12 protein-coding genes are annotated in these 13,047 nt (G+C 73.2%); 1 reads left to right on the forward strand and 11 read right to left on the reverse strand.

The window, feature by feature from the left end:
* Window positions 1-184: 184 nt before the first annotated feature.
* Entirely contained in the window at window positions 185-1,621 is a 1,437-nt protein-coding gene (locus tag AB0K37_RS34720; RefSeq protein ID WP_363988327.1) for an MFS transporter, read from the reverse strand.
* A 65-nt stretch (window positions 1,622-1,686) separates the two neighbouring features.
* Here AB0K37_RS34720 and AB0K37_RS34725 point away from each other — a divergent pair, with 65 nt between their 5' ends.
* On the forward strand, window positions 1,687-2,214 hold the full coding sequence (locus tag AB0K37_RS34725) for a helix-turn-helix domain-containing protein (RefSeq protein ID WP_363988329.1): 528 nt from the start codon (window positions 1,687-1,689) through the stop codon (window positions 2,212-2,214).
* A 17-nt stretch (window positions 2,215-2,231) separates the two neighbouring features.
* Here AB0K37_RS34725 and AB0K37_RS34730 read toward each other — a convergent pair whose 3' ends face one another.
* The 10 genes from AB0K37_RS34730 to AB0K37_RS34775 form a co-directional block, all read right to left on the reverse strand.
* Complete coding sequence (locus tag AB0K37_RS34730; RefSeq protein ID WP_363988332.1) at window positions 2,232-2,864, reverse strand: ATP/GTP-binding protein; 633 nt, start codon at window positions 2,862-2,864, stop codon at window positions 2,232-2,234.
* Window positions 2,845-3,288, reverse strand: a complete 444-nt coding sequence (locus tag AB0K37_RS34735; RefSeq protein WP_179832629.1) for a DUF742 domain-containing protein — start codon at window positions 3,286-3,288, stop codon at window positions 2,845-2,847. Before AB0K37_RS34735 ends, AB0K37_RS34730 begins: the two co-directional genes overlap by 20 nt.
* Window positions 3,289-3,294: 6 nt before the next feature.
* Entirely contained in the window at window positions 3,295-3,714 is a 420-nt protein-coding gene (locus tag AB0K37_RS34740; protein WP_089311298.1) for a roadblock/LC7 domain-containing protein, read from the reverse strand.
* Entirely contained in the window at window positions 3,711-6,479 is a 2,769-nt protein-coding gene (locus AB0K37_RS34745; RefSeq protein WP_363988335.1) for a nitrate- and nitrite sensing domain-containing protein, read from the reverse strand. The genes AB0K37_RS34740 and AB0K37_RS34745 overlap by 4 nt, the downstream gene beginning before the upstream one ends.
* Before the next feature lie 80 nt (window positions 6,480-6,559).
* The gene (locus AB0K37_RS34750; protein ID WP_363988338.1) at window positions 6,560-7,132 is read right to left on the reverse strand and encodes a hypothetical protein; all 573 of its coding nucleotides are present in this window, start codon (window positions 7,130-7,132) and stop codon (window positions 6,560-6,562) included.
* A gap of 39 nt (window positions 7,133-7,171) precedes the next feature.
* Entirely contained in the window at window positions 7,172-7,714 is a 543-nt protein-coding gene (locus AB0K37_RS34755) for an ATP-binding protein (RefSeq protein WP_363988341.1), read from the reverse strand.
* A gap of 138 nt (window positions 7,715-7,852) precedes the next feature.
* Window positions 7,853-8,434, reverse strand: a complete 582-nt coding sequence (locus tag AB0K37_RS34760; RefSeq protein ID WP_345173471.1) for a PadR family transcriptional regulator — start codon at window positions 8,432-8,434, stop codon at window positions 7,853-7,855.
* A gap of 76 nt (window positions 8,435-8,510) precedes the next feature.
* Window positions 8,511-10,376, reverse strand: a complete 1,866-nt coding sequence (locus AB0K37_RS34765; RefSeq protein ID WP_363988344.1) for a fatty acyl-AMP ligase — start codon at window positions 10,374-10,376, stop codon at window positions 8,511-8,513.
* A 4-nt stretch (window positions 10,377-10,380) separates the two neighbouring features.
* On the reverse strand, window positions 10,381-12,354 hold the full coding sequence (locus AB0K37_RS34770) for an acyl-CoA dehydrogenase family protein (RefSeq protein WP_363988347.1): 1,974 nt from the start codon (window positions 12,352-12,354) through the stop codon (window positions 10,381-10,383).
* Between the two features lie 72 nt (window positions 12,355-12,426).
* A complete protein-coding gene (locus AB0K37_RS34775) occupies window positions 12,427-12,879 on the reverse strand; it encodes a nuclear transport factor 2 family protein (RefSeq protein ID WP_363988350.1) in 453 nt (150 codons plus the stop codon).
* Window positions 12,880-13,047: the final 168 nt, after the last annotated feature.

A 13,047-nucleotide genomic window follows, 5' to 3' on the forward strand; every position in this document is an offset into this window, starting at 1 on the left:
GGCGCTGCCGCCCTCGCACGTTTTTTGGGGGCGGGCGGCCCCCCCAAGGCGCCGACCGCCCAAAAAACACAATAAATACAGCAGGCACCTCTCCGGATGAGGTGCCTGCTGTGCGGGGTACGGACGAACCGGGCCTCGCGGTCCGGGTCAAGGCTTCGTCCGTTTCCCGTGTCAAGGAGGGGTGTCAGGCGCGGGCGATCACTTCCGTTTCTGGCTCGGGGACGGGACGGGACGGCCGAAGCCGGCGCGGGGTCATGCCAAGGGCGGCGATCGCTGCGATCACCATGAACGCGCCGACCATCAGCCAGGCGTGGACGTAGGCGGTGTGGGCGTCCGGGTAGCCGTGCGGGGTGCCGAGGACGGCGACGGCGAGGCTCACGCCGAGCACCGCGCCGATCTGCCGGCTCATGTTCACCACGGCGCTGCCCGTGGCGTAGCGGTGGGGCGGCAGCTCGACCGCGGCGGCGGACAGGATGGTGGGCAGGGCGAGCCCGACCCCGGTCCCGCCGACGAGCCAGCCCGGCAGCATCTCGGCGGCGTAGGCGGGCGCCGGGCCCAGGCTCATCGCGATCAGGACGACGCCGAACGCGCACAGCATGCACCCGACCGCAGTGATCAGCCCGACCGGGACGCGCGCGGAGAGGCGTCCGGCGACGAGCGCCATCACGGGGACCATCAGGGGGCCGGGCGCGACGGCGAGCCCGGTGCGGATGGGCGAGTAGTGCCAGACCTGCTGCATCCACAGCACGCCGAGCAGCAGGTTGGCGGCGAACGCGACGGTGAACAGCAGCACCGCGGCGTTGGACCAGAAGAACGTGCGGACGGCCAGCAGCGCGGGCTCGATCACCGGCGCGGGGTGGCGCAGGGAGCGCAGCCAGAACCAGGCGAGGCCGAGCAGCGCGGCGGCGATCACGAGGACCGTCCGCTCCGCCGGCCAGTCGTTGATCTTCACCACGCCGAGGGCCAGCAGCGCGATCGCCGCGGTCGCCACGGCGGTCCCGAGCAGGTCGGGGACGCGGGCCGTCACGCCCTCGCGCGAGTCGGGCACGAGGCGGGCGGCGAGCAGCACCGCCGCGATCCCGATGGGGACGTTGACCTCGAACACCCAGCGCCAGGAGGCGTCCACCAGGACGCCGCCGACCGCCGGCCCGGCCGCGGCGGCGATCGCCGAGGCCGCCGACCAGATCCGCACCGCGCCGCCGCGCCGCTCCGCCGGGAACGCCGACAGGAGCAGCCCGAGGCTGGTGGGGATGAGCGCCGCGGCGCCCGCGGCCTGCACGACGCGGAAGGCGACGAGCCACCACAGCGACGGGGCGGCGGCGCACGCCTGGGAGGCGAGGGTGAAGACGGTCAGGCCGAGCAGGAGGCCGGCCTTGCGGCCGTAGCGGTCGGCGAGCCGGCCGAGCGGCACCAGCAGGGCGGCGAACACGATCGCGTATCCGTTGAGCACCCATGACAGGTCGGCCATCGACTCCCCGGCGAAGTCGCGGCCGATGTCGGTGAACGCCACGTTGACGATGAACAGGTCGAGGCCCGCCATGAAGGAGGCGACGGAGAGCACCGCGAGCACCGGACCCCTGCGGACCCGGCCCGCGCCGCGCACCTGACTTTGTTCCACCATAGTCAGGGAGGCTAGCGAGCCCCCTGACTTTGGTCAAGCAAAGTCAGCAGGTTTATAGTGGAAGGGTGACAATCTCACTGGAAGGGCACTTCGCCGACCGTGACGCCTGGTCGATGCAGAACTGCCCGGTCGCGAGGACGCTCGCCGCGCTCGGCCCGCCGTCGGCGGTGCTGGTGCTCAGCGAGGCCTTCTTCGGGACGAACCGATTCGGCGACTTCGTGCGCAACCTCGGCATGACCGAGTCGGCCGTCACCGCGCGGCTGCGCCACCTCGTCGACGCCGGCCTGCTCACCAGGGAGCCCTACCAGGAGCCGGGGCAGCGCACGCGGTACGAGTACCACCTGACGAAGATGGGCCTGGACCTCGCGCCCACCCTCGTCAGCCTCATGGAGTGGGGCGAGACCTACCTTCCCCACGAGGAGGGCCGCCAGGTCATGCTGACGCACGCCCGGTGCGGCGAGCGCGTGACGGCGCAGGTCAGATGCGCGGACGGCCACGACGTCGCCGTGGACGAGATCGTCATGGGCCCGCCGGGCGCGGCGGACGAGGACCAGGGGAACGGCGGGGGCGAGCCCGGCGGATCCGGGGGGTGACGCGCGGCCGCGGGCGGTCAGGCGTGCCGGGTGCCGCCCGCGAGCCGCAGCGCGTGCTCGACCAGCGAGACGAGCACCTGCTTCGCCGACACCGTCCGGCGCGCGTCGCACAACAGGACGGGCACGTGGGGGTCGATGTCCAGGGCCGTCCGGATCTCGGGCGCCTCGTAGCGGTCGGCGTCGTCGAAGCAGTTGACGGCGACGACGAACGGCGTGCCCTTGCGCTCGAAGTAGTCGATCGAGGCGAAGCTCGCCATGAGCCGCCGCGTGTCGGCGAGCACGACCGCGCCGAGCGCGCCGCGCGACAGCTCGTTCCACATGAACCAGAACCGCTCCTGGCCGGGCGTCCCGAACAGGTAGATGGCGACGCCGTCGCGCAAGGTGATGCGGCCGAAGTCCATCGCCACGGTCGTGGTGGTCTTGGCGGCCACGCCGTCGAGGTCGTCGACGCCGACGCTCACGTCGGTCAGCGCCTCCTCGGTGCGCAGCGGGCGGATCTCGCTGACCGCGCCGACCAGGGTCGTCTTCCCGACGCCGAACCCTCCGGCGACGAGGATCTTCAGCGCGACGCGCGGACCGTCCGCCCGGTCGTCGGGCTCGTCCGGTTCCGCGGTGGCGGGGGGCGGGGCGTCAGAGCGCGCGGAGTTCATCGAGCACCCTCCTGAGCAGGTTCGGGTCGTTGTGCGGCTGGAGCGCGGTCGCCGGGCCGAACGGCCCGGACGGCGACGGCGCCGGTGACCATCGCTGGACTTCCAGGAGGCCGGAGTCGAGCAGGTCGCCGGCCAGCACCCGGATCACGCCGAAGGGCAGGTTCAGGTCCGAGGCGAGGTCGGCGAGGGCGTGCGGGCGCCGGCACAGCGCCAGCAGCCTGCGCTGCTGGCGCGAGAGCCGGCCGGGCTCGGGCGGCGGCCGCCCGGTCGCGACGAGGATCGCCACGATGTCGAGCGGCTCGCCGCTCGGCCGGGTGCGGCCGCGCGTCACCGCGTAGGGGCGGACGATCGGCCCGGCGGCGGCGTCGAGCCACCGTTCCCTGCCGGGACCCCGGGGAGCACCGGGCCCGTCACTGGGGTCCATGGCGGGTCACCGGTGTCCGGGCCCGGGCGCGCCCTGCCTGAGTCCGGTGGACAGCTGCCTGCCGACCCTCTTGACCAGCATCGTCATCTCGTAGGCGACGAGGCCGGCGTTGGCTCCGACCTCGCTGAGCAGCGCGAGGCAGCTGTTGGCTCCGGCCGGGACGACGAAGAACAGGCCCTTGTCCATCTCGACGAGCGTCTGCCGGATCTCGCCGGAGTCCAGTTGCGGACGCGCCCCGACGGCGAGGCTGTGGAACCCGGCGGCGAGGGCCGCCAGGTACTCGGAGTCCTCGCGCCCGACGCCCCGCGACATGCCCATGACGAGCCCGTCCCGGGACAGCACGACCACCTTCCGGATCTGCGGGACCCGGTCGACCAGGTCGTCGAGGAGGAAGTTCAGCTCGGCGGCCACTCCCTGATAGGTCATGATCTTCCCTCCATGCCGTCCGCGGGTCCTTCGGGCGCCTCGTCCTCGTCCCGGCCGCGCAGCCAGCCCGCCTGCAGCGACGCGAACAGGTCCCGGGACGCCTCCGCCGACCGTTCCTCCCAGGCGGCGATGGCGTCGCCGGTGGCGGCGGGGTCTTCTCCGTACGGGCCGGGCTCCTCGTAGGAGCCGGTGTCTTCGTAGGCGCCGGCTTCGCGCAGCTGGGGCGCCAGGCTCCCGCCGCGCACCCGGCGCGGCAGCGGGGCCCGCCCGCCGCCGGCCGTCCCCGGGTCTCCGAACGGCGCTCCGAACGAGGTCTCGCCGAACGACGCGGGCGCCGCGTACTGACCGGTGCCTCCGCCGTAGGAACCGCCGCCGTAGGCGGGGCGGGGACCCGCGGCCTGGAACGGACGCGTGGCGTCGGTCGGCGGCGGACCGTGCGGCGGTGGGGTCCCGAACGACGTCGGGGTCTGGTCACCGTCGTTCAACCCCACCGCCGCGTTCTGGTCCGGTTTCTCCTCGCTCTTCCACTGGGGGAGGGACACCGGCGTCTCTGGCGGCACCGCTTCACCGGCCGGCCCCGGGGCATGCGGCGCCCTGCCGTTGGGCACCGGGCCGTCGGGCATCGGATGGCCGGACGCCGCCCTGTTGGGCGCCGTGTCGGTCGACGCCGGGTCCTGGGGAGGGGCGATGTCGTACACCGGCGCGTTGAGCGTCGCGGTGGACGACGGCGTCGGAGGCGTGGGCCACGCGCGCATCGACCCGTTCGCCGCCGACGCGCCCCGCTGCTGGACGGGGCCGGCCTGGACGGCGCCGTCCTCGTCCTCGGGCTGGTCGGCGTCCACGATCAGCTGGCGCGGGATCAGGACGACGGCGCTGACGCCCCCGTACAGGGACGGCTGCAGCGCGACCTTGATGCCGTGCCGGCCGGCGAGCCGGCCGACGACGAACAGCCCGAGCCGGTCGGTGACGGCCAGGTCGAACTCGGGCGGCTGCGCCAGCCGCAGGTTCAGCGCGTCCAGCTCGGACTGGTCGAGCCCGATGCCGCGGTCGATGATGTCGACGGCGAACCCGTTGGCGCCCATCTCGCCGCGGACGAGCACCTCGGTGGGGGCGGGCGAGAACACCGTGGCGTTCTCGATCAGCTCGGCGAGCAGGTGGATGATGTCGGCGACGGCCTCGCCGATCACCGCGGCCTGCCCGGACACCACGACGATCTCGACCCGCGTGTAGTCCTCGACCTCGGCGACCGCGGCGCGCAGCACGTCCTCGACGTGCACCGGCCGGCTCCAGCCCCGTCCCGGGGACGTCCCGGACAGGATGACCAGGCCCTCGGCGTGGCGGCGCATGCGGGTGGTGAGGTGGTCGAGGCGGAACAGGTCCTCCAGGACCTTCGGGTCGGAGGCGTCGCGCTCCATCTCGTCCAGCATCCGCAGCTGGCGGTGCAGCAGCGACTGGCTGCGCCACGCGACGTTGAGGAACACGCGGCTGATGCCCTGCCGCAGGTAGGACTCCCGCACGGCGGTCTCGATCGCGGTGTGCTGCACCTTGGTGAAGGCGTCGCCGACGCGCGCGACCTCCCGGGATCTGCCGATGACGAGCGGCGGCGCCTCGGCGTCCACGTCCACCTCCTCGCCGCGCCGTAGCCGGGCGACGACGGCGGGCAGCCGGTCCTCGGCGAGCTTGAGCGCGGCGCGCTGCAGCCCGCGCAGCTCCCGCGACAGGCTGCGCGCGGCCAGCAGCGACAGCACGATCGAGGCGACCACCGCGAGCAGCCCGAACCCGCCCGCCAGGACGAGCCGCATGATGATCCGCTCACCGATCGGCTTGGCCATCTCGTTGAGCGCGAGGCTCGCCTCGGTGACCTTCTGCGCCCACGCCTGCGACAGCAGCTGCGTGGTGGCCTGCCAGTCCGCGGCCTCGGGCGGCAGCCGGTCGCCGCGCGCGTTGACGATCGCGTCCTCGGCCGCCCGGTACCGCTGGAACTCCGGGGACGCGGCGAGCCTGCCGAGCGGCCCGCGGATCTGCTCGTTGAGGTCGGCGAGTCCGGCCTCGAACTCGCGCCGCCCCTCCGCGGCCCACTGGACGAACGCGGTGTGCTCGGCGGAGGTGAGCCGCCCGTTGCGCGCCATCGCCGCGGTGACGAGCGAGTCCTCCCGCAGCATGTAGGCGCGGGCGTTGCCGATGCCGATCAGCGCCCGGCCCTGGGTGAAGATGGCGACGTCGTTGACGGTCACCAGTCCGTCGAAGACCTTGATGACCTGGTCGAGCAGGACGCTGTAGGAGTTGATGACCTCCAGCGGCTGGACCCGGCCCGAGTCGACCCTGGCGCGCAGTTGCGGCAGCCGGTCCAGCGCCTTGACCGCGTCGGCGAGCCGCCGCTTGGTCGCCGGCTCGGCCGCGTCCCTCGCCTCGGGCGACAGCGCGGTCGAGCGGAACGCCTTGTCCACGGCGCTCACGCGGGCGCGCTGCCCGCCCAGCTTCTGCCGGTCCGCGGGGTCGCGCGTGCTGAGCGCGACGACGCTGAGCGAACGCTCCGCCTGGAGCTGGTTCACCAGGTAGATGCCGGGAAGGCCCACCTTCTCGTACGTCGTGGAGAAGTCGTACTTGTCGAAAGCGTCGCCGAGCGTGATGTTCGCGGCGAACGCCCACAGGGTGATGAGGGACACCAGCGGGACCAGCAGCAGCGCCGTGATCCGCAGCCGGATGGGACGCCGGCGCCGGGGCCTTCTCCCGGACGCGTCGTCGCGGGGTGTCGTGCGGGACATCGAGATCACTACCTCTAGCCGGGGCCGGGCCGCGCCGCCGGCGTGCGCGCCGGGGCGGCCCGTGTGTCAGGGGTGCGGGGTCAGGGGCGGGCCTCGTCCAGGGCCGCGCGGGCGACCAGGCCGCGCAGCCGACTGGTGATCATCGCGACGGCCTGGGCGTGCCCGCGCAGGGCCTTGTCCCGCACGGTGTACTGCCCGATGTCGGCGTGCATCGCGTGGTCGGACACGATCGTTTGCCACAGCAGCGGCCTTCCGTTCGCCGCGATGCCGAGGTCGATCACGGTGAACCAGGTCGAGACGACCACGACGACGGCGCCGACGCGGATGACGTCCTGCGCGAGCAGGCGTCCCCGCACGTCGAGCAGCAGCCGCTGGGCCTCCTCGGCCGTGGCGCGCCGACCGTCCTCCCGGTAGTAGTCGGGGGGACGGCGGGGATCGGCGGGCCGCCGGCCGGCGGGCTCCCCCGCGGTCCGGTGGTCGCCGGGCCCCGGGTCGGCGGGCCTTCGATCGATCGGCCCCCCGTCGGCGGGCCGCTGGTCGGCGGCCCGTTGCCCGAGAGGTCTCTGGTCTGCGGGCGGCTGTTCGGCGGGCCACCTGTCGGCGGGCCACCTGTCGGCGGGCCACTTGTCGGCGGGCATGGCGTCAGCAGGCATGGCATCTCCCATCGCCGTACCGGGGTGCGCGGGAGAGGCTCAGTGGCCGGGGTGCTCGTCCCGCGGCCAGGCGCGCACCTCACACCAGACCGCCTTGCCGGAGGCGGTGTGGTCGGTGCCGTGCCCGTCGGCCATCACCGCGACGAGGAACCAGCCGCGCCCCGTCTCCTCCATGAGGTCGACCGGCCGCGCCGTCGGGACGGCGGCGCTCTGGTCGTGCACCTCGATGCGGAGCCGGGTGCCGGCGCGCAGAAGCCGCAGGCACAGCGCGCCCCCGGCGACCGGCGCGTGCCGGACGGCGTTGGTGACGAGTTCGGACACCAGGACCTCGGCGTCGTCGGCGATGTGCCCGATGCCGGACGCGGTGCTGACGGACCTGCTGAAGCGCCGCGCCGCGGGCACGGACTCCCGCTCGGCGGGCAGCGTCAGCTCGCCCAGCAGGACCGCCGGCGGCTCGTCCAGGCCCCGCAGCCCGTTCGGCGCGGTGCCGTTCGGCGGCGCGACCGGCGACGCGGTGGTGGTCAGGTGGCTCGGGAGTGGGGTGCTAGGGAGTTCGATGGTGTGGTGGTCGCCCGACATCATGAACGCCTCCTTGACTAAGGCGTGCCGCCCGATTCCAGCCCTGCCGGGGTGCGAGGCTGAGGTGGGCGTGGGGGGTTTGTGCCGGTGCCGCCGCTGTCCGGGCAGGCGGTGGCACGGCGTGCGAGGGACGCGGCCGCCTCATGGCGGGCCGCTCCCCTCGGACCGGGTGCCCGCCCGGGCTCGCAGCAGCCGGGCGGTGCTGGTGAACCACGCGTAGTTCTCCTGCTCGAAGCGGCGTCCGCGCAGGCACGTGAGGTAGGGCCCGAGAGGGGACCCGGTGCGCAGGAAGGACTCCTCGTCCTGGTCGCCGCGCAGGTGCTTGAGGGTGCGTTCGAAGACCTCGACCTTGGCCGCCGAGGCCACCGCCCGGTCCTCCAGTTGCGCGATGACGGAGTCGGCGCAGATGTGGTCCACGGCCTGCACCATGACGAGCAGGTTCTCGCGGATGATCCCTGGCTTGGCGGGGGTCACGGCGAACCGTTCGAGCTCGTCGACGCCCGCCTGGGTGACGGTGTACACGCGCTTGTTGGGCCGGTCGTGCTGGATGATCTGCCGCCCGCTGATCAGACCTTCCGTCTCCAACCTCGACAGCTCCGAGTAGAGCTGCTGCGGTACGGCGTGCCAGAAGTTGGAGACCGACAAATCGAAGATCTTTGCCAGCTGGTAACCGCTGTACTCGCCGTCGAGCAGCGCCGCCAGCACAGCGTGACGTAGCGCCATCGGCCTTCTCTCCCCGCCTTGACTCAGGGTGATGCCCGACGTTAGCAGACAACGACATGATTAGTCATCATGTTGACTAGGATTGGTCAGCGTCGATCGGTGCGGGCGCCTCCCGGAGGCCGGCGACGCCCGGTTCGAGGTCGGCCGCCAGTTCGGTGATCTTCCCCGTCAGGAACGCCTCGCGGGTCAGCCGGCGCTGCATCTTCCCGCTGGTCGTCCGCCTGACCGAGCCCCGCGCGGCCAGCACGACGCTGACGGCGGGCAGCTCGAACGTGCGGGCCACCCGCGTCCTGACGGCGGCGGCCACCTCCTCCAGGGGCGTCCCGGCGGCCGCACGGGTGCTGATCTCCTGGACGATGACGACCTGCTCCCGGCTCGCGTCGACCGCGGCGCCCCCGCCGGCCGGCGGCGCCGGGCCGAGGTCGGGGTCGATGGCGGGGTCGATCGAGAAGGCGGCGCCGAGCAGGGCGGCCGGGTGGGCCGCCCGTGCCGCCTCCTCGATGTCGTGCGCGTGGATGTTGCGGCCGTTGACGATGATCAGGTCCTTGATCCGCCCGGTGACGTAGAGCTCGCCGTCGGCGGTGAAGCCGAGATCGCCCGTCCGCAGGAACGGGCCCTCGCCGGTGGACGTGCGGGCGCGGAAGGTCGCCTCGGTCTGCTCGGGGCTCCCCCAGTAGCCGCGGGCGACGCTGCCCCCGCGCACCCAGATCTCCCCCACGCGCCGCTCCGGCCGCTCGGCGCGGGTGTCGGGGTCGACGACGCGGACGTCCAGGGTGACGGGACGGCCGCTGCTGACGAGCCGCCTGGCGCCGCCGCGGGAGGGGCCCCGGCCCGGAAGGCCCGGCTCGTCCGCGGGGACGGCCTCGTTCCGCGTGAGGGCCCCGGCGTCGAAGTCGCGGACGACGGGGCCGCCGCCGAGGGGCGCGCCGGTGATGAGCAGGGTCGTCTCGGCCATCCCGTAGCACGGCATCCACATCGAGGGCCGGAACCCGACCGGGGCGAACCGCTCGGCCACCGCCTCCAGCGTCGCGGCCCGGACGGGTTCCGCGCCGTTCTTCACGACGGTCAGCGACGACAGGTCGAGGCCCTCCATCTGCCGGTCGGTGACGCGGCGCAGCACCAGCTCGTACCCGAAGTTGGGCGCCACGGTGATCGTCCCCCGGTACCGGGTGATCAGCTCCAGCCACAGCACGGGCCGCTTGATGAACGTGATCGGCGAGGTGAACACGTACCGGCAGCCGAGGTAGAGCGGCTGGAGGAACTGACCGACCAGGCCCATGTCGTGGTAGTGCGGCACCCAGCCGACGCCGACGGTGGCGTGCGACCCCTCGATGCGGCGCCTGATCTCCTCGCCGTTGGCCAGCAGGTTGCCGTGGGTGACCATGACGCCCTTGGGCTCGCTGGTCGACCCGGAGGTGTACTGGAGGAAGGCGACAGTGTCCGGGCCGGACCGCGGAGGGGACCAGTCGCCGGCGTCGGTGTCCTTGCCCGCCTGGGTGTCCAGGCAGTGCACGCGCCCTTTCAGCCCGGCGGCCGACAGCCACGCGTCGAGGGTGTCGCGGTGGTCGGTGTCGGTGAGGATCAGCGCGACGTCGGCGTCCTCGATGATCCGGCGAGTGCGGCCGAAGCGGCCCGCGTCCAGGTCCGGGAGCGGGGCCGGGACCGCGATGACGCGCGCGTACAGGCAGCCGAGGAAGGCCGTCAGGAACTCCAGCCCCTCCGGGTAGAGGAGCAGGACCGCCCGGTCCCGTAAGCCGCGCGCCTCCAGGCGGCAGCCGAGCGCGCGGGCCTTGCGGTCCAGGTCGGCGAAGCCGAGCACGTTCTCCTTGTACCTGCGCCCAGGTTCCTCGCTGATGAAGGTGAAGGAGCGGGTGTCGCCGTGCGTCCGGATGTTCTCCCGGACGAGCGACACGAAATCTCTCGTCTCCGGTGGCCCGGCCATGGTGTCAGCCGTCCTCGGGGGAGAGGAGCCGGGAGGGCGGGAACGGGCACAGGGACAGCAGGGAGAACCAGCGCCGCTCGCCCTCGCCGCGGAACATCGCGTCCTCCAGCGGCGGGAGGAGGTCCTCGGACAGGACGGTGTCGGGCTGCGCCCGCTGGAGCAGCCGCTGCAGGCACAGGACGAGCCACTGGCCGTCCTCGAACGCCCCGCCGAAGACCTGCCGGTTGTGGAGCCAGGTGAGCATGCACGAGGTCATCGCGTGCAGCTCGCAGTACCGCTTGGCCCGCGTCAGCGCCGCGACGGAGGAGGTGTCGCCCTCGTTCGCGCGGATGCCCTCCTCGATCCTGGCGCGCAGGGTGCCGATGGCCGACAGCAGGTCCTTCAGCTCGGCCGCGACGCCGGGCGCGGCGTGCGCGTTCGCCGCCGCCAGCACCTCCTCGGAGATCTCCTCGAACCGCTGCCCGATCTCGTCGCGCCCCTCGTTGGTGAGCTGGAGCAGGCGGCCGTCGGGCTCCCAGGCGGGCGGCGTCCGCGTCCAGCCGAACAGGTCGGCGAGCAGCTCGTCCTCGCGGCCCGTCTCCGCCGGCGGGTCGATCAGGAAGGGCAGCTGGCCCGCGACGTTGGCGAGGTTCACGTGCGTGGTGCCCTCGAAGATGCTCGCGATCGCGTGGTCGCGCTGCAGCTTCTGGAACACCCCGTGCGCCACGCCCTCGCGCAGGTAGCCGCGCGCGGCGAGCACGGTCCCGATGCTGGCCACGACCTCCTCGCCGAGGACGGGCACGAAGTACTTCACGATCGAGGACCACAGGCTGAGCCGTCCGGGCGCGACCGTCAGGCAGCGCGCCACCGGGATCGCCACGCACTCGGCGATCAGCAGGTCCAGGTGCGCCTTGACCAGATGGTCGCGGATCACCGGGATCCGGTAGATGTCCGATCCGTACAGGGTGCGCTGGCGCGCGTACTCCATCCCGATGCGCACCACCGCGTCCATCGTCCCGACCGACAGCGCCGCGATCGCGGTCCGGGTGATCTGCAGGGTCTTCAGCGTCTGGACGAGCCCGGAGCCGCGCCGCCCGATCACCCGCTCGGCGGGCAGCCGCGCCCCGGAGAACGCGACGCCGGACAGGTCGTGGCCGCGCAGCCCCACCGTCCGGACGGGGGGCAGCGTCGACCAGGCCGCCGGGTCCAGCTCCCGCTTGTCGACCAGGATGAGGGAGAAGTCGCGCGGACCGGTCTTCGCATAGGTGGTGACGAACCGCCCGCGGGTGGCGTTGCCGACCGGCCACTTCACCCCGGTCAGCACCAGTTCGTCGCCCTGGATGTCGGCCTCCGACTCCGACGCCATCACGTCGCTGCCGTGGTCGGCCTCGGAGACGCCGAAGCAGGCCAGGTCCCCGCGCAGCACCCCGTCCGCCACCGTCCTGCGCTGCCACGCGTCGCCCCACAGCCACACCGGGTTGACCGCCAGCAACCCGGACCCGTACATGACCGCGACGGTGACGCTGCGGCGCGAGATGCCGCGGGTGACGAAGAACAGCTCCTCCAGCGTCGTCAGGCGCCCGCCCAGCCCGCTCGGCACCAGGTACTTCGGGAAACCCCACGCCCGGACGGCGTCCACCGCGCCCGGGGGGAGCTCGTCGCGCTCCTCCGCCTCCACGATGGCCTTGTAGGAGAACGGCCCGGCCCCGTCGTCCATCGGGTCGCCGAGGTAGCCGTCCAGGTCGGCGGCGATCCGGTGCGCCGGCGCCAGCCGCTCGCGCGGGGGCAGTCCGGGCGCGGAGCCCCCCGAGGCGGGCTGCTCGGGCGCGGGGCTCTCGGAGAGGGGGGTCTCCGCCGCGGGGTTCTCGGACGAGGGGTTCTCGGAATGGCCCGGGTGGACGGAATGCGCGGGATGGACGGAGCTCTCGGCGTGGGCCCCGGGGGCGGAGTGCCCGGGGCGGGCAGGGTGCACGGGGTGTGCGGGGACCTTGCTATCCATTTTTCCTTCGACTCCCTTGTGTGGGTCGCGCCTTCGGGTTCGCGGGCCGCGACTCCTGTGCGGGTCGGCTCCCTATGGCTGCGCGGTGTCGCCGGACGGGCCCCCCGCGTCGTCGGCGCCGGTCGGATCCTCCATGCGCCTGCCGACCACCCGGGCGAGCGTCATCGCCGCGGGCAGCGGGCGGACCATGACGGTCAGGCTCGTGACCAGCCCGGTGTCGCCGAACCTGAGCAGGTCCAGCCCCTGGAGGTCCTTGCCCAGCACCCTGGCGCTGAAGACCAGGGCCTGCGCCGGCGGGCCCGCGCCGTTCGTCCCGCCCGAGGGGACGCCCACCAGCTCGTCGGTGTAGTGGAAGTCCTCGAAGACCTCCAGCAGGACGCCGAGCAGGGCGGCGACGGCGTCGCGCCCCAGGTAGGGCTTCACCATCACCGGACTGCGGAACTCGATGCCGGGGTCCAGCGCACCGGTGATCGCGGCGAGGTCCTTGGCCTCCACCGCCGATCGGAACGTTCCGGGAACCGTCATCTGGCTGCTCCCTTTCGCTTGCCGTGTCGTCAGTCGGCCGTCCTCGGCGGGACGGCTCCGGCGGGGGGCGTGTCCTGTGGCGGGTCGCCGGGTTCGCCAGCCAGCTGGTGGGCATCCATGAACGCACGGATGGTCGGCAGCATCGTAGTGGTCTCGCCCCGGTTGCCC

The sequence above is a fragment of the Actinomadura sp. NPDC049753 genome (assembly GCF_040674655.1).
Classification (GTDB): domain Bacteria; phylum Actinomycetota; class Actinomycetes; order Streptosporangiales; family Streptosporangiaceae; genus Spirillospora; species Spirillospora verrucosospora.